Consider the following 25664-nt stretch of genomic DNA (forward strand, 5'->3'; position numbering starts at 1 on the left):
CCTGCGTGTCGCCGGGCCGGGAGCGATCGACTGGTGGCGCGAGCACCTGGCCCGGCAGGGAGTCAGCCACGCCGTGCCGGTGGAGCGGGACGGCCGCCTCACCCTCGATTTCGAGGACGGCGAGGGCCAGCGCCTGATGCTGGTGGACGATGGCGGGGCGGGCGAAGCCCATCCCTGGGCGCAGAGCCCCGTGCCGGCCGAGCACCAGATCCGTGGCCTCGGCCCGATCCGGCTCAGCGTGGCGCAGATCGCGCGCACGGAAGCTGTCCTCACCGAGGTGCTCGGCATGAGCCATGACCGGGTTTATGAACTGCCCGAGGGCGAGGTCCGGGTCTACCGCATGGGGGCGGGCGGTCCTGCGGCCGAAATCCATCTCGTGGCCGAGCCGAAGCTGGCGCCGGCCCGCCAGGGCGCGGGCGCCGTGCACCACGTCGCCTTCCGGATTCCGGATGCCGATTACGCGGCCTGGGCAGATCGCCTCCAGCAGCGTCGCATGCCCTCCAGCGGGCCGGTGGACCGCTACTATTTCCGCAGCCTCTACTTCCGCGAGCCCAACGGCATCCTGTTCGAGATCGCCACGGACGGGCCGGGCTTCGCCACCGACGAACCGCTGGAGACCCTGGGCGAGCGCCTCGCCCTGCCGCCGTTCCTGGAAGGCCGCCGGGCCGAGATCGAGGCGGGCCTGAAGCCACTCTGATCCTGCGCGCCGGCGATCACGCCCCGTCCGGCGTCGGCTGTCCGTGCAGGGCGCCCTCTCACACGAACAGACCGGAGTGCCCGGCACGACACGGCGGCGCCCCGTGTGCGAGGCTTGAGCGCGATGCAGGACGGGTGCGTTGTCATGTGCCTTGACGGGCCTACCGCAGGTGCGAGAAGACCCCGGGCAAAGCTTCGAGATTCGAGCGAGAGTCGAGACGGACCGTCGATGAGCAAGTTCAACGAGGAGCGTGTGCTGAGCGTCCACCACTGGACGGACACGTTGTTCTCCTTCCGCACCACGCGTGACCCCGCCTTCCGCTTCCGCAACGGCGAATTCGTGATGATGGGCCTGGAAGTCGAGGGCCGCCCGCTGCTGCGCGCCTACAGCGTCGTCTCGGCCAATTACGAGGAGGAGCTGGAGTTCTTCTCGATCAAGGTGCCGAACGGCCCGCTCACGTCGAAGCTGCAGCACCTCAAGGTCGGGGACCCGATCATCGTCGGCAAAAAGCCCACCGGCACGCTGGTGCTCGACAACCTGATGCCGGGCAAGCACCTCTACCTGCTCGGCACGGGCACGGGGCTCGCCCCCTTCATGTCGATCATCAAGGACCCGGAGACCTACGAGCGCTTCGAGAAGGTCGTGCTCGTCCACGGCTGCCGGCAGGTGCAGGAACTCGCCTACGGCGAGACCATCACGCAGGACCTGCCGAACCACGAGTTCCTCGGCGAGGTCATCAGCGCCGGCCTGATCTACTATCCCACCGTCACGCGCGAGCCCTTCCGCAACCGCGGCCGCATCACCGACCTGATGACCTCCGGCAAGTTGTTCGAGGATATCGGTCTGCCGCCGATGTCCATCGAGAACGACCGCTTCATGCTGTGCGGCTCGCCCGACATGATCCGCGACACGCGCATGCTCCTCACCGATGGCGGCTACGAGGAGGGCAACCACGGCGAGGCCGGCCACTACGTCATCGAGAAGGCGTTCGTCGAGAAGTGAGCCGCTCCCGCGCCGTCTTCATTGCCGGCGCCGGCACCGAGATCGGCAAGACCTACGTCACCGCCGCGCTGACGCGGCGGCTGCGGGAAGCGGGTTGCCCCGTGCGTACCCTCAAGCCGCTCGCGAGCGGCGTGCCCGCCCTCGACCATCCGGACTTCGCGGCGAGCGACACGGCCCGGCTCCTGGCCGCCCAGGGCCTGGCCGTCACGCCCGCGACGGTCGCGGCCTGCTCGCCCTGGCGCTTCGCGGCACCGCTCAGCCCCGATCTCGCCGCCGCCCGTGAGGGGCGGGCGCTGGCCCTGGCCGATCTCGTCGGCTGGTGCCGCGACGCGATTCGGGCGACGCCGCCCGGCGGCACCCTGCTGATCGAGGGCGTCGGCGGCCTGATGAGCCCGGTCACCCCGGAGGCCACCGGCCTCGACTGGCTCAAGGCCCTGGACCTCCCCGCGCTCCTCGTCTCGGGCTCCTATCTCGGTGCCATCAGCCACGCGCTGACGGCGATCGAGACCCTGCGGGCGCACGGCGTGCCGCTCCGCGCCGCCGTTGTCTGTGAGAGCCCCGACGCTCCGACGCCGCCCGATTTCGTCGCCGGGGCCATCGCCCGGCACGGCGCCGTGGCGACCCACATCGTCCCTCGCGACGGCGCCTGCCCGGACGGCCTCGCCGACCTGATCGGCGCACCCGACGCTACTGCCCCGGGCCCCGGGCGAGCCCCGCCAGGGTGAACAGGTCCACGGACAGCTTGGCACCGATCACGAAGGCGTCGGGGATGTTCTTGCGGTAGAACGGGAAGCGGGTCTGGTCCGGGTTTATGATGTACTGGAGGTTCGGCGTCAGCCGCACCGAGGGCGCGACCTGGATGCCGTAGTTCAGCTCCATCATGATCTGCTGGCGCGGAATCGTGCGGTCGATGCCGAGGCTGTTCTGCGCCAGCACGATGTTGGAGAGCGCGAGCGGCGAAAACTTCTGGGTGTTGATGACGAAGCCCAGCGTGTCGAAAGGCCGGCCCGCGAAGGTGCCGGTCTGGAGCGCGCCGATCTCCAGGAAGTAATCCTCCACCAGACGCCCCGAGGTGCCCGCCATGGCGACGCCGAACAGGGTCAGGCCCTGGATGCCGGCGGGGTCGGGCCGCCACACCATCTGGTCGAAGCGGGCATAGACCCCGGAGCGTCCGAACCGGGTGGCGGGGGCGAGACTGGTGAGCACCGAGCGCTGCCCGGTGACGTCGCGGACCGGATCGGCATAGTCGGAGGCGTCGTACCAGCCGCCGATGCCGTAGTTCCGGGGCAGGGGATCGTTGGCGAAGGTGGTGGAATAGCCGAGTTCGAACGGCAGGATCGCGCCGGTGGCGCCCCGCGTCGAGAAGTCGAGGCCGTTGTCGCCGGGTTGCTGGTGGCGCGGGTTCACCTCGTAGACGCCCGCGTGGAAGAACACCCGGTCGGTGAGCCAGGCCTTGGCGTGCGCGCCCCAGCTCGAGACCGGCCAGAACGTGAAGTTCGAGGTCTTGAACACGAAGGTCGGGTTGCCGCAGGCGGAATTCGACTGAAAATTGCAGTAGATCGGCGAATTGAGGAAGGCGATGTTGGCGACCAGCCGGCCGAACTCGACAATCAGCCGGTCGTCGAACAGCTTCTGCTCGTAGCTGAGCAGGGTGAGCCGGGTGGTCTGACCGCCGCCGAAGATCTCCTGCACGGAGGTGTTGTTGCCGATGTACCGCTCCGACAGGCTGTTGCCGTGCCGGTTCGTCACCGCGACGTGGACCGCGCCGCCCGCGATGCCGGCGAGCCGGTTCAGGTCGGCGTCGATGCCGAAGAACACCTGTCCCGCATAGGCGCCGCCCTGGCGGATGCCGCCGATGGGGTTGGCGGCCGCCTGCCCGGTGTAGTTGGCGATGAGGCTGAGCCCGTTGCCGAGGTCGAAGGTGCCGGCCGCCAGGGTCGGCGGGGTCGCGGTCTGGCCCAGGGTGTCGGCGGCCCCCGCCGCGCTGTCGGCGCCCGCGAAGCCCTGGCCGTCCGGCTGCGGCGGCCGGGCGCGGGTTCGCCGCGGGGCGGGGCGCTGCACCGTCTCCGGCACGCCGAGGCCGGTCCCGGCGTCCAACCCCTGCGCCCGCGCATCCGGCGCGGCGGCCATCGTCGCCAGTCCGAGGCCGATCACGGCCGCCCTCAATCCCTTGCCCATCTCTCGTCTCCCCTGTGATTCGGCGTTTCGATGTGCCCGGTCTTGGCGCCGGGTCCGTCGTGTCGTGGTCGGTGCGGTCAGGCCGCCCGCTTCTTCAGGAGGCCGACCAGCAGCCCCGTCACCAGGGTGCCGACGGCGATGGCGATCAGGGCGCCGGGCAGGTTCGTCACCGCGTTGGGGATCGGCAGGATGAACAGGCCGCCATGGGGCACCTTGATCTCGACGCCGAGGCTCAGGGCGATGGCGCCCGCGAGGGCGGAGCCCGCCACCATCGCGGGGATGACCCGGAGCGGATCGGCCGCCGCGAAGGGGATCGCGCCTTCGGTGATGAAGGCCGCGCCCAGCACCGCCGCCGCGCCGCCGGCCTCGCGCTCGGGCTTCGAGAAGCGGGCGGGGAACAGGCGGGTGGCGAGGGCGATGCCGAGCGGCGGGGTCATGCCGCCGATCATCACCGCCGCCATCGGGGCGGTGATGCCGGAGGCGATCAGGGCGGCGGAGGAGGCATAGGCCGCCTTGTTGACGGGACCGCCCATGTCGACCGCCATCATGCCGCCGAGGACGAGGCCGAGGAGCACCGCGCTGGTGCCCTGCATGCCCTTCAGCCATTCCGTGAGCGCGGCCAGGATCGCCGCCACCGGCACACCGACCACGTAGATCATCAGGAGCCCGGTGATCGCGGCGGCGAGCAGGGGCAGGATCAGGACGGGCTTCAACCCCTCCAGATTCCGGTGGAGGCGGATGTGCTTGTTGAGGAAGGACGTCGCGTAGCCGGCAATAAATCCGGCCGCGATGCCGCCGAGAAAGCCCGCCTGGAGGTTGGCGGCGAGCATGCCGCCGATCATGCCGGGCGCGATGCCGGGCCGGTCGGCGATGGAATAGGCAATGTAGCCGGCGAGCGCCGGCACGATCAGCGCGAAGGCCGCCTTGGCGCCGATCTCGCCCAGCGCGAAGCCGAGGGTTCCGGCATTCTCGGGCTTCATCGCGTCGATGCCCCCGAAGGCGAAGGCGAGCGCGATGAGCAGGCCGCCCGCCACCACGAAGGGCAGCATGAACGAGACACCGGTCATCAGGTGCTTGTAGGCGCCGGCCTTCGTCTCGGCGGCGGCCGGGCGGGCCGGTCCCTCGGCGACGGCTTCGCCCCCGTGGACCTGGGCCTCCGCGAAGGCGGTGGCGATCAGGCCCTTGCCGTCCCGGATCGCCGCCTTGGTGTTGGTGGCATAGAGCTTCTTGCCGGCAAAGCGCGCCCGGTCCACGCCCGTATCGGCGGCGATCAGCACGAGGTCGGCCGCCGCGATCTCCTCCGGCGTGAGGGCGTCGCGGGCACCCACCGAGCCTTGCGTCTCCACGCGGATCGGATGGCCCAGGGCCTCGGCCGCCGCCTGAAGGCCCTCGGCGGCCATGAAGGTGTGGGCGATGCCGGTGGGGCAGGAGGTGATGGCGACGATTTTTTTCGGAATGCTCGCGGCGACCGGGGTCGGGGCGTCCCCGGAGAGGACGCGGTCCAGCACCGCCTGCGCGTCGGTGAGCACGTCCTCGATCCGGATGCGGGCCCGGCGCATCGCCCCGAACCGACCCTCGCCGAGATCGCCCTCTCCGATGAGCAGCACAGCCTGGGCGCCCTGGATCGCGCTGGCGCTGAGCGGGTTCCCGCCGACGCCCTTGCCGCGCAGCTCCACCTCGACAGCCTGCCGGCGCCGCTCGGCCGCCTTGCGCAGGGCCGCCCCGGCCAGCACCGCGTGCAGGCCCTGATCCCCACCTCCCACCACCGCCAACACCTGGGTCATGGCTTCCTCCTGCTGCTGATTCGTGTTCGATCGTTGCGTCGTTCGCGCGCGTCCCCCTCCCCGCACGGGGGAGGGGCCCCGCGCTACATCCGGGGAGAGAGCGTCTCGACCCGCACCGTGGCGGCGATGGCCCGCACGGTCTCGCGCGGCGGCAGGTTCGCCCCGGCATGGCCGAGCTTGCCGGCCGCGAAGGCGAGGGCGAGGCGGGCGGTGTCGGCCAGGGGCAGCTCCGCATGCAGTCCGGCCACGAGCCCGGCCACCAGGGCGTCGCCGGCCCCCACCGTGCTGGCGATCGTGGTCGGGGGCGGCAGGGCGTGCAGCGTCTCGGCCTCGGTGACGAACAGGGCCCCCTCGGCGCCCAGGGAGACCACCACGAGGGGGATGCCCCGCACCCGCAGGTCGTGGGCGGCGGCGGCGACGGCGGCGAGCGTCGGCAGGGGGCGCCCGGCCCATTCCTCCAGCTCGTGCCGATTCGGCTTGATCGCGAAGGGGAGGGCGTCCGCCGGAGCCGCGAGGGCGGCGGCGAGGGCCGGCCCGGACGCGTCGAGGATCACGCGGACGCCGCGCGCCACCAAGGCGGCGGTGAGGTCCGCATAGGTCCCGGCCGGCAGGCCACCGGGCAGGCTGCCGGCCAGGACCGCGAGGGTGCCTTCGGTGGCGCGGCTGCGCAGGACCGCCCGCACCGTGACCAGGGCGTCCGCCGTCACGGCGAGCCCCGGCAGGTTGATGTCGGTGGTGTCGCCGCTCTGCGCGTCGAGGAGCTTGAGGTTGGTCCGGGTCTCGCCGGGGATCCACGCGAAGGCATCCGCGATACCCTTGGCCTCCATCAGGGCCTGGAACGGGGCGGCGTTGTCCTGGCCCAGCACGCCGGTGGCGGCCACGGGCACGCCCCAGTCGGCCAGGCAGGCGGCAACGTTCACACCCTTGCCGCCGGCATCGCTGCGCACGCTGCGGGCGCGGTGGACCGCCCCGGGAACCAGCGCGTCGAGCACGACGGTCTGGTCGAGGGCTGGGTTCAGGGTGCAGGTCACGACCCGCGCGCTGTCGAGGCTCATGCGACCGCTCCCATGATCTCGTGGGCGAGCGCCCGGACCCCGGCCGCATCCTCCTGGGCGCAGGCCCGGGCGGCGAGCGCCCGCAGGTCGCCGATCTCGGAGGCACGCAGGCGCGCCTTCACGGCTGAGACGTCCCGGGGCGTCATCGAGAGCTCGTGCACGCCGAGCCCGGCCAGCAGGCAGGCCCCGAACGGATCGCCCGCGATGCCGCCGCAGACGCCGACCCAGCGCCGGTGCCGGGCCGCGCCCTCGCAGGTCATGTGGATGAGGCGCAGCACCGCCGGGTGCAGGCTGTCGGCCTCGGGCGCGAGGTCGGTGTTCTGGCGGTCGATGGCCAGGGCGTACTGGGTCAGGTCGTTGGTGCCGATGGAGAAGAAATCGCAGTGCCGGGCGAGGGCATCGGCCTGGATCGCGGCGGCCGGCACCTCGATCATGATGCCGAGCGGCACTTCCGGCGCGTCGAGGTCGCGCCGGATGCGGTCGCAATGGGCGCGCAGGGCCAGCACCTCGGGCACCGAGGTGATCATCGGGAACATGATCGAGAGCGGCGCGTGCTGGCCGACGGGGGCGCCTGCCGGCACGCCGTCCCTGGCGGCGCGGTAGAGGGCGCGCAGTTGCGGCTCCATCAGGTCGGGCCGGCGCAGCAGCAGGCGGGCGCCGCGCACCCCGAGAAAGGGGTTCTCCTCCTTGGGCAGGTGGAGATGCGCCACCTGCTTGTCGCCGCCGATGTCGAGGGTCCGCACGATGAGCGGCCGGCTGGCGAGCGCCGTGAGCATGCCCCGGTAGGTGGCGTACTGGTCGTCCTCGGAAGGCGTGTCGCCGCGCTCCAGGAACAGGAACTCCGTGCGCATCAGGCCGACGCCCTCCGCGCCCTGGTCGAGGGCCAGCGGCACCTGCTCGGGGTTGTTGACGTTGGCGCCGATGGCGACCACGTGCCCGTCCGTGGTGCGGGCGGGCAGCGCCCGGGCGCGGGCTTCGTCCTCGGCCTTGGCGCGCTGGCGCTCGCTCCAGGCCCGGGCCGAAGCGAGGTCCGCCGCGCTCGGGTCGAGGTAGAGGCGCCCGGTGCCGCCGTCGAGGATGGCCTGCGTGCGGTTCTCCAGGGCGAGCAGCCCGGGCCCGCCCGCCACCATGGCGGGGATGCCAAGCGTCCGGGCGAGAATCGCGGTGTGTGAGGTCGGGCCGCCCTGCGCCGTGGCCAGCCCGATGACGCGGGTGGGGTCAAGCCCGGCGGTGTCGGAGGGGGCGAGGTCGGGGGCCACGAGGATGCAGGGCACGTCCGGCAGGTCGTGGCCGCTCTTCAGGGCCGGATCGATCTGGGCCAGCACCCGGCGGCCGACGTCGCGCAGATCCGCCGCGCGGGCGGCGAGCACGGGGTTGCCCAGGGCCGAGAGCTTGGCGGCCATCCGCTCCACGGCCTGGTTCCAGGCGAAGGCGACGCCGTGGCCTTCCACCATGAGCTGGCAGGCCAGGGTGATGAGGTCGGTGTCGGCGATGAGCTCGCCCTGGGCCTTGAAGATGCCGGCATCGGCCGCGCCGAGGCGGCGGGCGGTGTCGTCGGCGAGCGCCCGCAGCTGTCCGTCCGTGGCCTCGAGGGCCGCGTGCAGGCGGTCGCCACCGCTCGTCAGGGGCTCCGGCTCGTCCGGCACTACGGGCTCGGCGAGGCTGAGGACGTGGATGGGGCCGATGACGAGGCCGGGGCTGGCCCCGAGGCCGGCGAGGGCACGGGGCGCTTCGGCCGGGTTCCAGCCGGCGACCGGGCCGGACGCCTTCGCGGCGGCATCGGCGGCCGCCTTCGCGGCGGCCTTCTCGGCAGCGCTGAGGCCGGTCACCGCCTTGCAGATCTTCGCGAGCGCGCCGGCCTCGTCGTCGCCCTCCGCCGAGATCGTCACCGCGTCGCCGCAGCGCAGGCCGAGTTGCAGCAGGGCGATGAGGTTCTTGGCATCGGCCACCTCGGCGCCGTGCCGCACCTGGATCCGCGCCGGACAGGTCCGGGCCACTTCCACCCAGTGCGAGGCCGGGCGGGCATGCAGCCCGGTCGGATAATCGACCGTCCACTCGAAGCGCTGGCTGAGATCGGTGGCGGGGCCGGCCGCGCCGGGACTCGCCGCGTCCTCGCTGAGGGCGGCGGCGATCTCTTCCTTGGCGGTCGTGTCGCGCAGGGCGGTGAGGCGGGCCTCGTCCTGGATCAGGCGGGTGAGGCGCCGCAGCACCGTGATGTGCGTGTCGGATTGCGCCGCGATGGCGACGACCAGATGCGCGACCTGGCCGTCGTGCCAGACGATGCCCCCGGGTACCTGCAGCACCGCGAGCCCGCTCTGCCGGACGAGGTGGCGGTCGTCGACCATGCCGTGGGGGATGACGACGCCGTGCCCCAGATAGGTGTTCGACACCGCCTCCCGGCGCAGCATGCTGGCCTCGTAGGCCGGATCGATGCAGCCGGCCGCCACGAGGAGCTGCGCCGCCTCGCGGATAGCCGCTTCCTTGGTGGCGGGCGCGGCGGCAAGGCGGATGAGCAGGCGCGGGCCTAAGGGGGGTGTCGGTGCGAGCATGGCGTGCTCCTCCCATCAATGGTGTGGGGTTTGTCGTTGCAACTAATGAAAACGTTTTCACAGATCCTGTCAATCGAGATTGGTGAAATAGTGCCAAATGGGCGATTGCTCGCTCTGCGCATCGGTGCCAATGTGGCTGCCATGATGCTGAAAACGTTTCCTATCGTGGGCTGTCTGGACCCGGATGTCGCGCACCGTCCCGGGCGTCTCGCCCGATGAGCGTCGGAATTCGCGATGTCGCCCGCGCGGCGGGGGTCTCGACCGCGACGGTCTCGCGGGCCCTCGGGCGGGGACCGGTCAGCGAGGCCCTGCGCCAGCAGGTCGAGGCGGCGGTGCGCGCCACCGGCTACCGGCCCAACCTGTCGGCCAGGCGCCTGCGCTCGCAATCGACCCAGACCATCGGCCTGATCGTGGCCGATATCCGCAACCCGTTCTTCACGGCCGTGAGCCGCGCGGTCGAGGATGCGGCCTATGCCGCCGGGATGCGGGTGATCCTCTGCAACACCGACGAGGATCCGGACCGGGAGGCCCTGTACCTGCGCCTGATGGAGGAGGAGCGCGTCACCGGCCTCATCTTCGCCCCGACCCGGGTCACCGCCGAGGCGATGAAGGCGGGCGACCTCGACGTGCCGGCGGTGCTCATCGACCGGGCCGGCCCGCCCGGCGCCCATGATAGTGTCGTCCTCGACAATGTGGCGGCCGCCGCCCAGTTGGCCGAACACCTCTGGGCGCAGGGCTACCGCCGGATCGGCGGCCTGTTCGGCGCGACGAGTTCCACCGCGCAAGAGCGCCAGGCGGGCTACGAGGGTGCGCTGCGCCGGGTCGGGGCCGAGCCCTTGGCGCGGGTGGCCGCCCCCAATGCCGCCGCCGCCGAGGCGATCCTGGTAGAATGGCTGGCCGGGGACGATCGCCCGGATGCGCTGGTCCTCTCCAACGGCCTGATGCTGATGGGCGCGGTGCGGGCGGCCCGGCGCCTCGGCCTCGCCGCGCCCGGAAGCCTTGGCCTCGCCGGCTTCGACAACGAGCCCTGGAGCGACCTCGTGGAACCCGGCCTCACGGTGATCGAGCAGCCGGTCGCCGAGATCGGCGCCCAGGCCATGGCGCTGCTGTTCGACCGCCTGAAGGCGCCGGATCAACCCGTCCGCAAGGTCACCCTGAGCGGTCGTCTCATCGTGCGCGGTTCGTCGCGGCGCGCCTGAGGCGCGGTGCGGATTTCGGGACAAATCTGCGTCGCCTTGCGGGGCGTGCAGGGCTGGGTTGACGCTTCCGAGGGCGGGGCGGCCGAAGGCCCGCCTCGGATGCAACCCTAGGCATGCATGAACTCGAATCCATGCGTCTTGCGCCGGTAAGCCGGGCACCCGGCGGTCAACGCCATCGTGGCGTGTCCGGAAACCCAGACAAAAAAATTCAAACGCGTAACAAATATCGCAGACCGACGGCTTTGTCTTTTCGCGAACCCATTGCCACCAAACGCGAAAAGCGCTTGGTTGGAGTTGGCACGAACGCTGCTGAAGAGCGCTCAGTCAAATAAGCGGGTCCCACGATCCGCATAAAAGTTAATGGAGGATGCCCATGGAGCGTAGCCGCGACCTCGACCCGGTCGAGACACAGGAATGGCTAGATTCGCTGGACGGCGTCCTGGACGTCGACGGCCCGGAACGCGCCCATTACCTGATCGAACAGGTCATCGACGGGGCCCGCAAGAAGGGCGCTCCGGTTCCCTATTCGGCCAATACTGCTTACCTGAACACGATCCTGCCGGAAAAGCAGGATCCGCATCCGGGCGACCGCGCGATCGAGCACCGCATCCGCTCGGCGATCCGCTGGAACGCCATCGCGATCATCCTGCGGGCCAACAAGGATTCGTCCGAGCTCGGTGGCCACATCGCCAGCTTCCAGTCGGCCGCGACCCTCTACGACACCGGCTTCATGCATTTCTGGCGAGGCGCCGACGCCAATCACGGCGGTGACCTGATCTATGTGCAGGGCCATTCCTCGCCCGGCGTCTATGCCCGCGCGTTCCTCGAAGGCCGCCTGACCGAGGAGCAGCTCCTCGGTTTCCGCCAGGAAGTCGGTGGCAAGGGCCTGTCCTCGTATCCCCATCCCTGGCTGATGCCGGATTTCTGGCAGTTCCCCACCGTCTCGATGGGCCTCGGCCCCCTGATGGCGATCTACCAGGCCCGCTTCCTGCGCTACCTGCACCACCGCAACCTCGCGCAGACGGACGGCCGCAAGGTCTGGGCCTTCATGGGCGACGGCGAGATGGACGAGCCCGAAAGCCTCGGTGCGATCGCGCTCGCCGCGCGTGAAAAACTCGACAACCTCGTCTTCGTCATCAACTGCAACCTCCAGCGCCTCGACGGCCCGGTGCGCGGCAACGGCAAGATCGTGCAGGAGCTCGAGGCCGATTTCCGGGGCGCCGGCTGGAACGTCATCAAGGTGCTGTGGGGTTCGGGCTGGGACGCCCTGATCCAGAAGGACAGCACCGGCATGCTGGCGCGCCTGATGGAGGAATGCGTCGACGGCGAGTACCAGGACTTCAAGTCGAAGAGCGGCGCCTACGTGCGCGAGCACTTCTTCGGCAAGTACCCGGAGACGGCGGCCCTGGTGGCCGACTGGTCGGACGACGACATCTGGCGCCTCACCCGCGGCGGCCACGATCCCCGCAAGGTGTTCGCGGCCTACAGCGCCGCCTCCAAGCACAAGGGCCAGCCGACCCTCATCCTCGCCAAGACCGTCAAGGGCTACGGCATGGGCGAGTCCGGCGAGGGCCAGAACATCACCCACCAGCAGAAGAAGATGGGCGAGGCGGTCCTCAAGCAGTTCCGCGACCGCTTCCAGATCGACCTCTCGGACGACCAGCTGAAGGAGATCCCCTTCATCAAGTTCCCCGAGGGGAGCCCCGAGCACAACTACCTGATGGCGCGGCGCGCGGCGCTCGGCGGTCCCCTCCCGGCCCGGCGGCGCAAGTCGCAATCCCTGGAGATCCCGCCGCTCTCGGCCTTCTCGGCCCAGCTCAAGGAGACCGCGGGTCGCGAGATCTCCACCACCATGGCGTTCGTGCGCATCCTCAACACGCTCCTGCGCGACAAGAACATCGGCAACCGTATCGTGCCGATCGTGCCCGACGAGAGCCGCACCTTCGGCATGGAGGGCATGTTCCGCCAGTTCGGCATCTTCTCCCAGGTCGGTCAGCTCTACCGGCCGGAGGATGCCAACCAGCTGATGTACTACAAGGAGGACAAGAACGGTCAGATGCTCCAGGAGGGCATCAACGAGCCGGGCGCGATGTCGTCCTGGATCGCGGCCGCGACCTCCTATTCGCATTCCGACGCGCCGACGATCCCGTTCTACGTCTACTACTCGATGTTCGGCTTCCAGCGGATCGGCGATCTCGCCTGGGCGGCGGGCGACATGCGGGCCCGCGGCTTCATGATCGGCGGCACCGCCGGGCGCACGACCCTGAACGGCGAGGGCCTGCAGCACGAGGACGGCCACAGCCACCTCATGTCCTCGACCATCCCGAACTGCGTCTCCTACGACCCGACCTTCTCGTATGAAGTCGCGGTGATCGTGCAGGACGGCCTGCGCCGGATGTATGCCGAGCAAGAGGACGTGTTCTACTACATCACCGTGATGAACGAGAACTACGAGCATCCCGGCATGCCGGAGGGCGCGGAGGCCGGCATCATCAAGGGCATGTACCTGTTCAAGGAAGGCCCCGCGGAGAAGACCAAGGGACACCGGGTGCAGCTTCTGGGCTCGGGCACCATCCTGCGCGAGGTCATCGCGGCCGCCGAACTCCTGGAGCAGGATTTCGGGATCAGTTCCGATATCTGGAGCTGCCCGAGCTTCACGGAGCTGCGCCGCGACGCCATGGCGGCGGAGCGCTGGAACCTCCTGCACCCGCTGGAGGGCAAGCGCCTCTCCCACGTCGAGACCTGCCTCACCGGCCGCACCGGCCCGGTGATCGCCTCGACGGACTACATGCGCCTGTTCGCCGACCAGATCCGCACCTGGGTGCCCGGACGCTACCGCGTGCTCGGCACCGACGGCTTCGGCCGCTCGGATTACCGGGTGCGCCTGCGCGACTTCTTCGAGGTCAACCGGCACTGGGTCGTGGTGGCGGCCCTGCACAGCCTCGCCGAGGACGGCGTGATCCCGGCCCAGACCGTGGCAGACGCCATCGCCAAGTACGGCATCGATACGGACCGGCCGGCACCCTGGACCGTCTGATCCGACTATTGCGCCGGCCGCCCGAGCGCGGCCGGCGCCCCGACTTCCCGACCCTTTCACCGAGCAGACCGCACGAGGGGGCCCGCCAGAGGCCTCGACTCAGCCAGGGAGACTACGCAGTGGGTATCGAGATCCAGATTCCGGACATCGGCGACTTCAAGGACATCCCGATCATCGAGATTCACGTGAAGGAGGGCGACACGATCGGGCCCGACGACCCGTTGGTCTCGCTGGAATCCGACAAGGCGACCATGGACGTGCCCTCGCCGAGCGCCGGCGTGGTCGAGAAGATCCTGGTCAAGCTGGGCGACAAGGTCAGCGAGGGCTCGCCGCTCCTCGTGTTCAAGGGCGAGTCGGCCAAGGCCGCCGAGACGGCCGCCGCCGCGCCCGCCGGTGCCGATAGCGCCGCCCTCGTGACGCAGCAGGAGCCGGCCCCGAGCGCCGCTCCGAGCGCGCCCGCCCCGGCCGCCCCGGCCGGCAACCTCCCCGACTTCTCGCAGGTCCATGCCAGCCCCGGCGTGCGCCGGCTCGCCCGCGAGCTCGGGCTCGACCTGACAGCGGTGAAGGGCACCGGCGAGAAGGGCCGGATCACCAAGGAGGACGTGAAGGGTCACCTCACCCGCTCGGCAGCCCCCGCGGCCGCGGCCTCCGGCACCGCCGCCTTCTCGGGCGGTGGCATGGGTATCCCGGAGATCCCGGCCGTCGATTTCTCGAAGTTCGGTCCGATCGAGACTCAGCCCCTGTCGCGGATCAAGAAGATCTCCGGCGCGCACCTGCACCGGTCCTGGCTCAACGTGCCCCTCGTCACCCATCAGGACGAGTCGGACATCACCGAGACCGATGCCTACCGCAAGGAACTCGACAACGCCGGCAAGGAGCTCAAGGACAAGGGCTACCGCGTCACCCTGCTGGCCTTCCTGATCAAGGCCGCCGTCTCGGCCCTGCGCAAGCATCCCGAGTTCAACGCCTCGCTCTCGCCTGAGAAGGATGCGCTGATCCTCAAGCGCTACTACAACATCGGTGTGGCGGTGGACACGCCGGACGGCCTCGTCGTGCCGGTGATCAAGGATGCCGACCGCAAGGGCATCATCGAGATCAGCCGCGACCTCGGTGCGATCTCGGCCAAGGCCCGCGACGGCAAGCTCTCGGCGGCCGACATGCAGGGTGCGACCTTCTCGATCTCGAGTCTGGGCGGCATCGGCGGCACCTCCTTCACGCCGCTGGTCAACGCGCCGGAAGTCGCCATCCTCGGCGTCGCCCGCTCCAAGATGAGCCCGGTCTGGAACGGCACCGAGTTCAAGCCGCGCCTGATCGTGCCGCTCTCGCTTTCCTACGACCACCGCGTCATCGACGGTGCGCTCGCCGCGCGCTTTGCCCGCCACCTCGCCCACGTCCTCGAGGACGTCCGGCGCCTCGTCGTCTGACGTACGAGGCCCGGTCCGCGCGAAACAACGAGTGAGGTGAAGCGATGAGCAGCAACGACGTCCACCTGCCGGATATCGGCGACTTCAAGAACGTGCCCGTGATCGAGGTCAGCGTCAGCCCCGGCGACGTGATCTCGGCCGACGACGTCATCATCGTGCTGGAATCCGACAAGGCCACCATGGACATCCCGTCCCCGGTGGCCGGCACGGTGGCCGAGGTGCGGATCAAGCCGGGCGACACGGTGAGCCAGGGCGACCTGATCCTGGTGATGGCCGAGACCGCCGGTGCCGGCGCGGCCAAGCCCGCCGTGACGGACACCACCAAGACCGGCGCAGCCGCCGCTCCGGCCGCCGCCCACGCCCCGGGCGAGGGTCAGGCCGGCTACGGCTCGGCCGCGACCCAGGGCGGTGCCGGTGCCCAAGCCTCCGCCGCTCCGAAGGGTGCGGCCCCCGTCTCCGGCGAGGAGATGCGGGCCCAGGTCCTCGTCATCGGGGCAGGCCCCGGCGGCTACACCGCCGCCTTCCGGGCGGCCGATCTCGGGCAGTCGGTGGTGCTCGTGGAGCGCTGGCCGAGCCTCGGCGGCGTCTGCCTCAACGTGGGCTGCATCCCGTCGAAGGCCCTGCTGCACGCGGCCAAGGTCATCGACGAGAGCCACGCCATGGCGGCGCACGGCATCTCCTTCACCGCGCCGCAGATCGACATCGACAAGCTGCGTGAGTGGAAGGACGGGGTGGTCAAGCGCCTCACCGGGGGCCTCAACGGTCTCGCCAAGCAGCGCAAGGTCACGGTGGTGACAGGCGAGGCCCGCTTCGTCTCGCCGAACCAGGTGGCGGTGGAGCACGAGGGCAAGACCCGCGTGATCGGCTTCGATCACGCGATCATCGCGGCGGGTTCCGAGCCGGTGCAGATGCCCTTCATCCCGCACGACGACCCCCGGGTCATCGACTCGACCGGCGCGCTCGAACTCGACGGCGTGCCGGCCCGCCTCCTCGTGATCGGCGGCGGGATCATCGGGCTCGAGATGGCCACCGTCTATCATGCGCTCGGCTCGAAGGTGACCATCGTCGAGCTGATGGACCAGATCATCCCCGGCGCGGACAAGGACATGGTCACGCCGCTGATGAAGCGGATCCAAAAGCAGTACGAGGCCATCCACCTCAAGGCCAAGGTCACCGCCGTCACGGCGACGCCGGAGGGTCTGAAGGTCTCGTTCGAGGGCGGCACCGCACCGGCGAGCGACACCTTCGACAAGGTGCTGGTCTCGGTGGGCCGGCGCCCGAACGGCAAGCGCATCGGCGCGGAGGCGGCGGGTGTGGCCGTCGACGAGCGCGGCTTCATCGCCGTCGACAAGCAGATGCGCACCAACGTGCCCCACATCTTCGCCATCGGCGACGTGGTCGGGCAGCCGATGCTCGCCCACAAGGCGACGCACGAAGGCAAGGTCGCGGCAGAGGTCGCCGCCGGCAAGGCCAGCGCCTTCGACGCCAAGGTCATCCCCTCGGTGGCCTACACGGACCCCGAGGTGGCCTGGGTCGGCATGACGGAGAACGAGGCCAAGGCGAAGGGCATCAAGGTCGGCAAGGGCGTGTTCCCCTGGGCGGCCTCCGGGCGCTCCCTGGCGCTGGGGCGCGAGGAGGGCCTGACCAAGGTCCTGTTCGATCCCGAGACCGACCGCATCCTCGGCTGCGGCATCGTCGGGCCGTCGGCGGGCGACCTCATCGCGGAGGCCGCACTCGCCATCGAGATGGGGGCGGATGCCGAGGATATCGGCCTGACCATCCACCCGCATCCGACCCTGTCGGAGACGATCGGACTGGCGGCCGAGGCCTTCGAGGGCACCATCACCGACCTCTACATGCCCCGGAAGGACGGGCCGAAAAAGGCCGGTCACTGAAGGCCGGTCGGCGGGATCGGCGGCGCGCCGGGGACGGGCGCCGCCGCATCGGGAAGACAGGATCGCGCCGGGGCCGGCGCGATCCTCGCGGAGCCCGTACCGGCTCCGGCTTCGGAAGACGCGCTTCCGGGAGAGGTGCTGATGTCATCGAACGAGCCCGAATCCGACCCCGCCCTCCGCCGCGCCGAGGCCGCCCGTGACGCCGTCGCGGAGGCCATCGAGGCCACCCTCGAACGCCTCGCCGCGGTGGGCCGGTCGGCGCGGGCCGACGTCGACGCGGACCTCCTGGCCGCTCGCCGGCTGATGGCCCGCAACACCCGCCGTCAGCTCGCCGCCAACCTCACCCTGGTGCAGGGGCTGATGGAGGCGCGCACCCTGCCGGCGATGCTGAAACTCCAGCAGGATTTCCTGCGGCGGCAGATGGATTGGGCGATGCGCGACTGGGACCTGGCCCGGACCCAGACCCTCGCCCTCCTGGCCGAGGGGCGCGGACCGGCAGAGGACGGACCCGATCCGGTTCCGCCGTCGCCGGGCGAACCGGAGGCCGCGGCCCCGGAGCCGCCGGCGCCCTCCACCGACCCAGCCTGACCCGCTGGCGCGCGAACCGTCCGACACCCCAACCCGGATGCCAACCGACCCGCCCCTCGGCGGGGCGGACGGCGCCTGTCACCCGAACCCCGAAAGGATCACCCCATGAGCAAAGACACAGACCTGCGCGCCGCGGGCGCCGCTGCCAACGCCGATGCCGGCACCGAGGCCGCCCTGACCCGGGCGGCCCTCGATTACCACCGCTTCCCGACGCCGGGTAAGATCTCGGTGCAGCCGACCAAGGACATGAGCACGCAGCGCGACCTCGCGCTCGCCTATTCCCCAGGTGTGGCCGCCGCCTGCATGGCGATCGCGCATGAGCCCGACGAGGCCTACAGCCTGACCTCGCGCGGCAACCTCGTCGCCGTCATCACCAACGGCACGGCGGTGCTCGGCCTCGGCAATATCGGCGCGCTCGCCGGCAAGCCGGTGATGGAGGGCAAGGGCTGCCTGTTCAAGAAGTTCGCCGGCATCGACGTGTTCGACATCGAGATCGACGAGACCGATCCGGAGAAGTTCATCGAGACCGTCGCCCGGCTGGAGCCGACCTTCGGCGGCATCAACCTCGAGGACATCAAGGCCCCCGAATGCTTCGTCATCGAGACGAAGCTGCGCGAGCGCATGAAGATCCCGGTCTTCCACGACGACCAGCACGGCACCGCCATCGTGGCCGCCGCCGCCCTGATCAACGCGCTGCAAGTGGTGGGCAAGCCGATCGAATCCGCCACCCTGGTCTGCTCGGGCGCGGGTGCGGCCGCCATCGCCTGCCTCAACATCCTGGTGGGCCTCGGCCTGAAGCGCGAGAACATCCTCGTCTGCGATTCCCGCGGCGTCGTCTCCACCGACCGGATGGCCAGCCTCGACGAGCAGAAGCGGGCCTATGCGCGGGACACGCAGGCCAAGACCCTCGGCGACGCCGTCGCGGGCGCCGATATCTTCCTCGGTGTCTCTCAGGGCGGCGTGCTCAAGCCCGAGATGGTCGCCAGCATGGCCGACAAGCCGATCATCCTGGCGCTCGCCAACCCCGACCCGGAGATCCTGCCGGCGCTGGCCAAGCAGGTTCGCCCCGACTGCCTCATCGCCACCGGCCGCTCGGACTACCCGAACCAGGTCAACAACGTCCTGTGCTTCCCCTTCATCTTCCGGGGCGCCCTCGACGTCGGCGCCACCGAGATCAACGAGGCGATGAAGCTCGCCGCGGTGCGCGCCATCGCAAACCTCGTCCATGCCGAGCAGTCCGACGTGGTGGCCGCCGCCTACGGCGCCAACGACCTGCGCTTCGGGCCCGACTACCTGATCCCCCGGCCCTTCGACCCGCGCCTGATCACCACCGTCGCCCCGGCGGTGGCCCAGGCCGCCATCGACAGCGGTGTCGCCGCCCGGCCGTTCAAGGACATCGAGACCTACCGCCGCTCCCTGGAGCGCCTGGTCTACACCTCCGGCACGGTGATGCAGCCGGTCTTCGCCGCCGCCTCCGAGGCCGGGGCCAAGCGGATCGCCTACGCGGAGGGCGAGGAGGACCGAGTGCTCCGCGCCGCCCAGGTGGTGGTGGACGAGCGCCTCGCCACCCCGGTCCTCGTCGGCCGGGCCGAGACCATCGCGAGCAAGATCGCCAGCCTCGGCCTGCGCATCCGCATCGGCACGGACGTGCACGTCGCCGAGATCAGCCCCGAGACCGGCGCCACCGTGCAGGCCGCTCGGCTCCTCGCGGCCGGCGAGGTCGACGGCATGCTCTGCGGCACCACCGGCACCTATCCGGCCCACCTCGCGGAGGTGACCGGGACGATCGGACTGAAGCCGGGCGCGCACGGCCTCGCCGCGATGGGCCTGCTGCAGCTGCCCCGGCACACGCTGTTCATCTGCGATCCCTACATCCACCGCGACCCGAGCGCGGCGGAGATCGCCGACATGACGGTGCTGGCCGCCGCGGAGATGCGCCGCTTCGGGCAGACGCCGCACGTGGCCCTGGTGGCGTCCTCGAATTTCGGCAGCGTCGACGATCCGGTGTCGCGCAAGATGCAGGAGGCGCTGGCCCTGATCCGCGCCCAGGCGCCGGATCTCGAGGTCGACGGGGAGATGTCGGCCGACACGGCGCTGAGCCGCACGATCCTCGAGCGCCTGCGGCCGGATTCGACCCTCACCGCCGAGACCAACCTCCTGGTCATGCCGAACCTGGAGGCGGCCAACATCACCTTCAACGCCCTCAAGGTGGTGGCCGGTCAGAGCGTCTCCGTCGGCCCGATCCTGCTCGGCGCGGCGCGCCCGGTCCACATCCTCACCCCCACCGCCACCGTCCGCGGCATCGTCAACATGACGGCCCTGACGGCGGCCTCCGCCGACGTGGCAGGCTGAGCCAGGGCAGGGGAGGGGGGCCGGACCCGAAGGACCGCGCCGGCGGCGTCTCATCCAGAGCCGCCGACAGCGTCCAGCTCGGCCCCCCACGCGCATCTGGATCCCGGGCTCCGCTGCGCGGCCCCGGGATGACGCGGTGGTGAAGGCAGCCCTCGCGATAAGGCCGGGCCGGTCCGAAGACTACGATACGCCCGCACCAGACAGCCGGCTACACACTTGCTAAGCCGGCAATTCTTCTCCGAGATACCCTGCCAGACCCTCCGCCAGATGGCCGAACAGCGCGCGGATGCGGCGGGTGCTGCGCAGGTCCTCGTGCATGACGAGCCAGATGCCGATCTCGGCGAGTACGATTTCGGGCAGCACCGGCACGAGGTCCCGGTCGCGGCGGGCGAGACCGTCCTGGCAATAGCCGATGCCGAGGCCGGCGCGCAGTGCAGCGAGGAGCCCGAGATCGTCGTCGCAGGAGAAGGCGAAGGTCAGGTCGTGGCCGAGCGTCGGGCGCACCCGCGCGGCATGGACCGCCCGGCCGATCAGGCTGTGGCGCCCGAGCTCCGCCACCGAAGCGGGCAGGCCGCGCCGGGCGGCGTAGGCGCGATGGGCGTAGAACCGGACCGGGGCCGCGCCGATGCGCCGGGCGACGAGGGCGCCCTGGGTCGGGGCCACGTTGCGCACCGCGAGGTCCGCGTCCCGGCGCAACAGGTCCTCGGTGCGGTCGCTGAGGGAGAGTTCGAGATCGACGCCCGGATGGGCCGTGTGGAACGCGGTCAGCAGGTCGGGCAGCACTGCGCCGCCGAGGAACGTGCTGGCGGTGAGGCGGATGCGCCCCCGCATCGTGTCGGCGTCGCCGGAGGCCCGGCGCAGGAGCGCGGCCGCCGCGGCCGCCATCGCCTCGGCCTGCGGCACGAGGTCGAGGGCTCGGTCGGTGGGCCGCAGGCCGTCGGTGGCGCGGGTGAACAGGGTCAGGCCGAGGCTGCGCTCCAGGGCGGCGATCTGGCGCCCGAGGGTCGGCTGAGTCAGGTGCAGGTCGCGCGCCGCCCCGGACAGGCTGCCCGCGCGGACCACCCCGAGAAACGCCCGCCACAGGTGCCAGTCCGGCTCGTCCATGCGGTTTCGTATGGCAACCCGCCACCTTTCGGCAATGGGCGATGAGCCGCCGGCACGCCACCCTCGGTCCGCTTCCCCGAAAGGTGGATGCACGAGAGGCGGACGCGCAGGAGACGGATGCGATGACGGAGAGGCTGGCCCTGGTCACGGGGGCGACGGGAGGAATCGGTGGGGCGGTGGCGGAGGCGCTGCTTCGGCACGGCTGGCGGGTGCGCGGCCTGGCGCGGGACCCCGACCGGGCGCGCCGGACGGGGCCGGATGGCGTCGACTGGGTCGCGGGCGACGCCATGCGGGAGGCCGACATGATCGCGGCGGCACGCGGCGCCCGGGTCCTGTTCCACGGGGTGAACCCGCCCGGATACCGCGACTGGCGCGGCCTCGCGGTCCCCATGCTGGCCCACGCCATCACGGCGGCGTCGGGGGCCGGCGCTCGCCTCGTCCTGCCGGGCAACCTCTACGTCTACGCCCCCGAGGCCGGGCCGGAGGTCGGCGAGGATGCGCCGCGCCGGCCCCGCACCCGCAAGGGCGCGGTCCGCGTCGAGATGGAAGCGATGCTGGAGGCCGCGGCGGGACTGGCCCACCTGATCGTCCGCGCCGGCGACTTCTTCGGCCCGCGCGCGCCGAGTTCCTGGGTCACCACCGTGCTGATGCGGGAGGGCCGGCCCCTGCGGCGGGTGGTGACGCCGGAGGTTCCGGGAGCGGGGCATGCCTGGGCCTACCTGCCCGACCTCGCCGAGACCTTCGCGCGCCTCCTCGACGACGAGGCGACCCTGCCGCACCACCTGGCCCTGAACTTCCGGGGCCATGCCCTGCACGGGCGCGCCATGGCGGAAGCGGTGGCGCGGGCGGATGGCGGCCGACCGCCGGTCCGAAGCTTTGCCTGGGCACTGGTCTATCTCGGGGCGCCCTTCGTCACCTTCCTGCGCGAGGTGATCGAGATGCGCTATCTCTGGTCGGCGACCCTCCAGCCGGACAATGCCCGCCTCGTCGCCCGCCTCGGTGCGGAGCCGCACACGCCCCTCGACGCGGCGGTGGCGGCGAGCCTCGCCGCCCTGCGGGCGCGCGCCGCCTGAACCCGGTCAGCCGATCCGCATGCGGGTCCCCGGGCCGACCCGGCGCAGCAGACGGACGAGGTCGGCCCGGCGCAGGGCGACGCAGCCCTCGGTCGGCAGGAAGCCGCCCCGCGCCACGTGCAGGAAGATCGCCGAGCCGCGCCCGGGCCGGATCGGCCCGCGATTGTAATCGAGGTCGACCACGAGGTCGTAGAGCCCGTCCTCCCGCCACATCCGCTCGTGCCCGACCCCCGGGGCGGGCAGGCGGATCGGCCGGTTGTAGCGCCGGTCCCGGGCATCGTCGCACCAGCCGTCGCCGGGCGCGCTCGGGCGCATGGGGAGGGGGCTGACGGGCCGGCTCGCGAAGTGGTCGGGCCGGTAGACGCCGCCGCGCAGGCGGAACGTGCCCCGGGGCGAGGCGCCGTCGCCTTCGCGCTTAGCCTGCGTGATCCCGCTCCGCCCGAGGGCGCAGGGGATGACGGCCGCCCCGGCGATCAGCTGGCCCCGGCTCCGATCCGTCACGAGGGCGCGCACGCGCAGGCCCGCAAGGCTGGTCCGCTTGACACCACTGTCCTGCTCGCGATGGCTGGTTCTCTTCATGGGGCGCTTATCGCGTGCGCGCCCGAACCTGCCAATTCGGTATTCGGCGTGAAACTTTTCGTGGGGCTGCGCCGTTTGCCAAGCGTTAGGCTGCGCGCAACCGTATTGTGCACAGCCGGGATTATTGGTTTAATGTGCGTGGCGTGATTTACGTAAGGCAAGGCGATGCGCGCGTGTCATCATCGTGTCTTGGGTTCTCGTTGCAACCGTTGATCCTCCGTCACCGCCTGCCTGCGGCTTTTCGAGACCGCCGGCGCATCCTGCAAACTGCCTGAAAGTCCTTCGGTCGATGCCGAATACCCATCGCCTGCTGATCTGCGACGACGACGCTTCGCTGCGCGAGACGCTGATGGAGCAACTCGATCTGTACGATGAATTCACGGTGCTGACCGCCGTGGACGGGCAGAGCGCGATCAATCGCGTCACCGACGACCGGATCGACCTCGCGGTGATGGATGTCGGCCTGCCCGACATGGACGGGCGCGAGGCCGTGCGGGCCATGCGCCGGAGCGGCTACCGCGGCCCCGTGATCATGTTGACGGCGCAGGATTCGGAGGACGACACCGTCGAGGGCCTGGAGGCGGGCGCCAACGACTACGTCACCAAGCCGTTCAAGTTCGCCGTGCTGCTGGCCCGCATCCGCGCGCACCTGCGCAGCCACGAGGCCAGCGAGGACGCGGTGTTCCAGATCGGCCCCTACATCTTCCGCCCGGGCGCCAAGCTGCTGGTGGGCGAGCGCGGCTCCAAGCTGAAGCTCACCGAGAAGGAGACCGCGATCCTGCGCTTCCTCTATCGGGCGGGGCGTGAGGTGGTCGGCCGCGATACGCTGCTCGCCGAGGTCTGGGGCTACAACGCCCAGGTCACCACCCACACCCTCGAGACCCACATCTACCGCCTGCGCCAGAAGATCGAGCCGAATCCGGCACTGGCCGCGATCCTCGTCACCGAGGGCGGCGGCTACAAGCTCCTGCCCTGAGGCCGGACGGGCTACCGGATGGTCCTCCGCCCCGGCCTCGGCTAAGCTGCGCGCCAGGGCCCGGCAAAGCCAGGACCTGGCAGGCTGAGGGCGATACGTGGGGCTCGACGACGACATCGCGATCCTGAGCGCCGCCCCCCTGTTCGGGTTCATGGGGCGGGACGCCCTGCGCCTGCTCTCCTTCGCCGCCGAGCGCCGCGTCCTCGCGGCCGGGGACCGCCTCTTCGCGCACGGGGAGCGCGCCGATGGCGGCTTCGTGGTGATGTCGGGCACCCTCACGCTCACCCCGCGCGGCACCCACGCCATCCCCGTCACGGCCGGCCGCTCCAGCCTGATCGGGCGTCTCGCCCTGTTCCAGCGCGGGGAGCGCCCGTGCGACGCCGACGCGGCGAGCGCGGCGGAAGTGGTCCGCATCACCCCGACCCTGATGCGCCGGGTGCTGGAGGAGTTCCCCGACGCCGCCCGGGCGATCCACGACGAGTTGACCGAGGATCTGGCCGCCTTCGCCGCCGACCTCGCCGGCCTGGGCGGCCGGTTCTACGCCATCGCGCCCTGACGGGGCGGAATGGTGGGGACACGGCCCGTGCCGCTTGGATTGCGGCGATCTTCGAAAGGATTTGTCACCGCCTTGCCCCCATGCTCATCCCCATGAGCACAAATCGGTGGGTCGGGATCGGGTCGTGATGCGGGAGCGCGACGAGGACGAAAAAGGGGGGCGGGCCGCGCGGGGCGCGGGCATCGCCTTTCTCGTCGTGGCATTTCTGGGGGCCGGCGCCCTGCTCTATATCCAGTCCACACGCCTGCTGATCTGCTACGAGACCAACGCCACACTCTCCGACGACGCCTACGTGGACATCATGATCCGCGACATCGTCCGGAACGGCGACCATGGCGGCCGGGCCTACGCCAACCGACTCGAGTATCTCGGCGATCAAACCGCGTGCTGCACCATCGAGCGGGTGCCCAGCGCCGCCGTCGAGGGGCAGCCGGCCAAGCGCGAGGTCGCGGTCTCGGCCAAATACTTCAATACCGCGCGGAAGGACTACTTCCTCATCGAGCGCCGCTACGACGCCTGCGGCCATGCCAGCGCCAAGCCCATGACGGCGGGGTGATGACGGCGGGGTAGCGGCGGCGGCGCTTCGAAGGAGACGCCGGCGAAGGTGACAGGCCGGACGGGCTTTTGTAAGCACGGGCCGCATCCCCACAAGCCCGTTGCCGGAACCAGCCCCATGCCGCACCACGCGTCCCCCGCCGACCTCGCCGCCACCATCGAGACCGCCTGGGAGGAGCGCGCCGGCATCGACACCGGCACCAAGGGCGCCGTGCGCGAGGCCGTCGACGAGGCCCTGGACCTTCTCGATTCCGGCAAGGCCCGGGTCGCCGAGAAGGTCGGCGACGACTGGCAGGTCAATCAGTGGCTCAAGAAGGCGGTGCTGCTGTCCTTCCGCCTCAACGACATGGAGATCATCCACGGCGGCCCCGACGGTGCGACCTGGTGGGACAAGGTGCCTTCGAAGTTCGAGGGCTGGAAGAAGAAGCACTTTCGCGAGGCCGGCTTCCGGGCTGTGCCCGGCTGCGTCGTGCGCCGCGGCTCCTACATCGCCCCCGGCGCGGTGCTGATGCCGTCCTTCATCAACCTCGGCGCCCATGTGGGCGAGGGCACCATGGTCGACACCTGGGTCACCATCGGCTCCTGCGCCCAGGTGGGCAAGAACTGTCACATCTCCGGCGGCGCCGGCATCGCGGGCGTGCTCGAGCCGCTCCAGGCCAACCCCGTGATCATCGAAGACAACTGCTTCATCGGCGCCCGCGCCGAGGTGGCCGAGGGCGTGATCGTCGGCGAGGGCAGCGTGCTCTCCATGGGCGTCTATATCGGCGCCTCGACCAAGATCATCGACCGGACCACCGGCGAAGTGATGTACGGCCGCGTGCCGCCCTATTCGGTGGTGGTCTCCGGCACCACGCCGGGCAAGGACCTGCCGGACGGCAGCCCCGGCCCGGGCCTGTACTGCGCCGTGATCGTCAAGCGCGTCGATGCCGGCACCCGCTCCAAGACCGCCATCAACGAACTCCTGCGCACCTGATCCCGGACGGCGCCGGGAATCTTGATCCGATACCGAGCGGTGCCCCTCTTCGGGGCGGCGCCGGTAGGCTTGATCCGATACCGAGCGG

General features: G+C 70.8%; 21 protein-coding genes. 15 read left to right on the forward strand and 6 right to left on the reverse strand.

The window, feature by feature from the left end; translation table 11 throughout:
- The 3 genes from MFF30_RS07065 to bioD all read left to right on the forward strand — a co-directional run.
- Positions 1-697: ring-cleaving dioxygenase (locus tag MFF30_RS07065; RefSeq protein WP_238278201.1), on the forward strand; the 697-nt coding region annotated here is incomplete at its 5' end.
- A 228-nt stretch (positions 698-925) separates the two neighbouring features.
- Positions 926-1699: a ferredoxin--NADP reductase gene (locus MFF30_RS07070; protein ID WP_238278203.1), complete on the forward strand. Its 774-nt coding sequence runs from the start codon at positions 926-928 to the stop codon at positions 1697-1699.
- Entirely contained in the window at positions 1696-2424 is a 729-nt protein-coding gene (gene bioD / locus MFF30_RS07075; protein WP_238278205.1) for a dethiobiotin synthase, read from the forward strand. The genes MFF30_RS07070 and bioD overlap by 4 nt, the downstream gene beginning before the upstream one ends.
- Here the strand turns inward: bioD and MFF30_RS07080 are convergent.
- The 4 genes from MFF30_RS07080 to ptsP all read right to left on the reverse strand — a co-directional run bounded on the left by MFF30_RS07080 (position 2387) and on the right by ptsP (position 9265).
- Positions 2387-3877 (reverse strand): carbohydrate porin, encoded by a 1491-nt coding sequence (locus tag MFF30_RS07080; RefSeq protein WP_238278207.1) that lies wholly within the window; start codon positions 3875-3877, stop codon positions 2387-2389. The two genes, bioD and MFF30_RS07080, sit on opposite strands and share 38 nt — an antisense overlap.
- A 77-nt stretch (positions 3878-3954) precedes the next feature.
- Positions 3955-5661 (reverse strand): fructose-specific PTS transporter subunit EIIC, encoded by a 1707-nt coding sequence (locus tag MFF30_RS07085; protein ID WP_238278208.1) that lies wholly within the window; start codon positions 5659-5661, stop codon positions 3955-3957.
- A gap of 83 nt (positions 5662-5744) precedes the next feature.
- A complete protein-coding gene (pfkB, locus tag MFF30_RS07090) occupies positions 5745-6716 on the reverse strand; it encodes a 1-phosphofructokinase (RefSeq protein ID WP_238278210.1) in 972 nt (323 codons plus the stop codon).
- Positions 6713-9265 carry a phosphoenolpyruvate--protein phosphotransferase gene (gene ptsP, locus MFF30_RS07095; RefSeq protein WP_238278213.1) on the reverse strand — a complete coding sequence of 851 codons (2553 nt, stop codon included), beginning with the start codon at positions 9263-9265 and terminating at the stop codon, positions 6713-6715. The genes pfkB and ptsP overlap by 4 nt, the downstream gene beginning before the upstream one ends.
- Positions 9266-9480: 215 nt before the next feature.
- Here ptsP and MFF30_RS07100 point away from each other — a divergent pair, with 215 nt between their 5' ends.
- The 7 genes from MFF30_RS07100 to MFF30_RS07130 all read left to right on the forward strand — a co-directional run bounded on the left by MFF30_RS07100 (position 9481) and on the right by MFF30_RS07130 (position 19760).
- Positions 9481-10464 (forward strand): LacI family DNA-binding transcriptional regulator, encoded by a 984-nt coding sequence (locus tag MFF30_RS07100; RefSeq protein WP_238278214.1) that lies wholly within the window; start codon positions 9481-9483, stop codon positions 10462-10464.
- A 113-nt stretch (positions 10465-10577) separates the two neighbouring features.
- Entirely contained in the window at positions 10578-10796 is a 219-nt protein-coding gene (locus tag MFF30_RS07105; RefSeq protein WP_238278216.1) for a hypothetical protein, read from the forward strand.
- Between the two features lie 41 nt (positions 10797-10837).
- Positions 10838-13501 carry a pyruvate dehydrogenase (acetyl-transferring), homodimeric type gene (gene aceE, locus MFF30_RS07110; RefSeq protein WP_238278218.1) on the forward strand — a complete coding sequence of 888 codons (2664 nt, stop codon included), beginning with the start codon at positions 10838-10840 and terminating at the stop codon, positions 13499-13501.
- Between the two features lie 8 nt (positions 13502-13509).
- A complete protein-coding gene (gene aceF, locus MFF30_RS07115) occupies positions 13510-14925 on the forward strand; it encodes a dihydrolipoyllysine-residue acetyltransferase (RefSeq protein ID WP_283205872.1) in 1416 nt (471 codons plus the stop codon).
- A 44-nt stretch (positions 14926-14969) separates the two neighbouring features.
- A complete protein-coding gene (lpdA, locus tag MFF30_RS07120; RefSeq protein ID WP_238278222.1) occupies positions 14970-16820 on the forward strand; it encodes a dihydrolipoyl dehydrogenase in 1851 nt (616 codons plus the stop codon).
- 141 nt (positions 16821-16961) lie between these two features.
- The gene (locus MFF30_RS07125) at positions 16962-17408 is read left to right on the forward strand and encodes a hypothetical protein (protein ID WP_238278223.1); all 447 of its coding nucleotides are present in this window, start codon (positions 16962-16964) and stop codon (positions 17406-17408) included.
- A 105-nt stretch (positions 17409-17513) separates the two neighbouring features.
- Complete coding sequence (locus MFF30_RS07130; protein ID WP_238278225.1) at positions 17514-19760, forward strand: NADP-dependent malic enzyme; 2247 nt, start codon at positions 17514-17516, stop codon at positions 19758-19760.
- A 219-nt stretch (positions 19761-19979) separates the two neighbouring features.
- On the opposite strand, the gene MFF30_RS07135 is transcribed toward MFF30_RS07130, so the two are convergent.
- A complete protein-coding gene (locus tag MFF30_RS07135) occupies positions 19980-20864 on the reverse strand; it encodes a LysR family transcriptional regulator (protein ID WP_238278227.1) in 885 nt (294 codons plus the stop codon).
- Between the two features lie 122 nt (positions 20865-20986).
- On the opposite strand from MFF30_RS07135, the gene MFF30_RS07140 reads away from it, so the two are divergent.
- Positions 20987-21937, forward strand: coding sequence for an NAD(P)H-binding protein (locus tag MFF30_RS07140; RefSeq protein ID WP_238278229.1), 951 nt, complete (start codon positions 20987-20989; stop codon positions 21935-21937).
- 6 nt (positions 21938-21943) lie between these two features.
- Here the strand turns inward: MFF30_RS07140 and MFF30_RS07145 are convergent, their stop codons facing one another.
- Positions 21944-22516 (reverse strand): L,D-transpeptidase family protein, encoded by a 573-nt coding sequence (locus MFF30_RS07145; protein ID WP_238278231.1) that lies wholly within the window; start codon positions 22514-22516, stop codon positions 21944-21946.
- A 289-nt stretch (positions 22517-22805) separates the two neighbouring features.
- Here MFF30_RS07145 and MFF30_RS07150 point away from each other — a divergent pair, with 289 nt between their 5' ends.
- The 4 genes from MFF30_RS07150 to dapD all read left to right on the forward strand — a co-directional run bounded on the left by MFF30_RS07150 (position 22806) and on the right by dapD (position 25576).
- Entirely contained in the window at positions 22806-23492 is a 687-nt protein-coding gene (locus tag MFF30_RS07150; RefSeq protein ID WP_238278233.1) for a response regulator transcription factor, read from the forward strand.
- 97 nt (positions 23493-23589) lie between these two features.
- Positions 23590-24048, forward strand: a complete 459-nt coding sequence (locus MFF30_RS07155; RefSeq protein WP_238278235.1) for a cyclic nucleotide-binding domain-containing protein — start codon at positions 23590-23592, stop codon at positions 24046-24048.
- 127 nt (positions 24049-24175) lie between these two features.
- Entirely contained in the window at positions 24176-24604 is a 429-nt protein-coding gene (locus MFF30_RS07160; RefSeq protein WP_238278237.1) for a hypothetical protein, read from the forward strand.
- A gap of 117 nt (positions 24605-24721) precedes the next feature.
- The gene (dapD, locus tag MFF30_RS07165; RefSeq protein ID WP_238278238.1) at positions 24722-25576 is read left to right on the forward strand and encodes a 2,3,4,5-tetrahydropyridine-2,6-dicarboxylate N-succinyltransferase; all 855 of its coding nucleotides are present in this window, start codon (positions 24722-24724) and stop codon (positions 25574-25576) included.
- Positions 25577-25664 lie beyond the last annotated feature (88 nt).

This window comes from Methylobacterium goesingense (assembly GCF_022179225.1).
GTDB lineage: Bacteria > Pseudomonadota > Alphaproteobacteria > Rhizobiales > Beijerinckiaceae > Methylobacterium > Methylobacterium goesingense.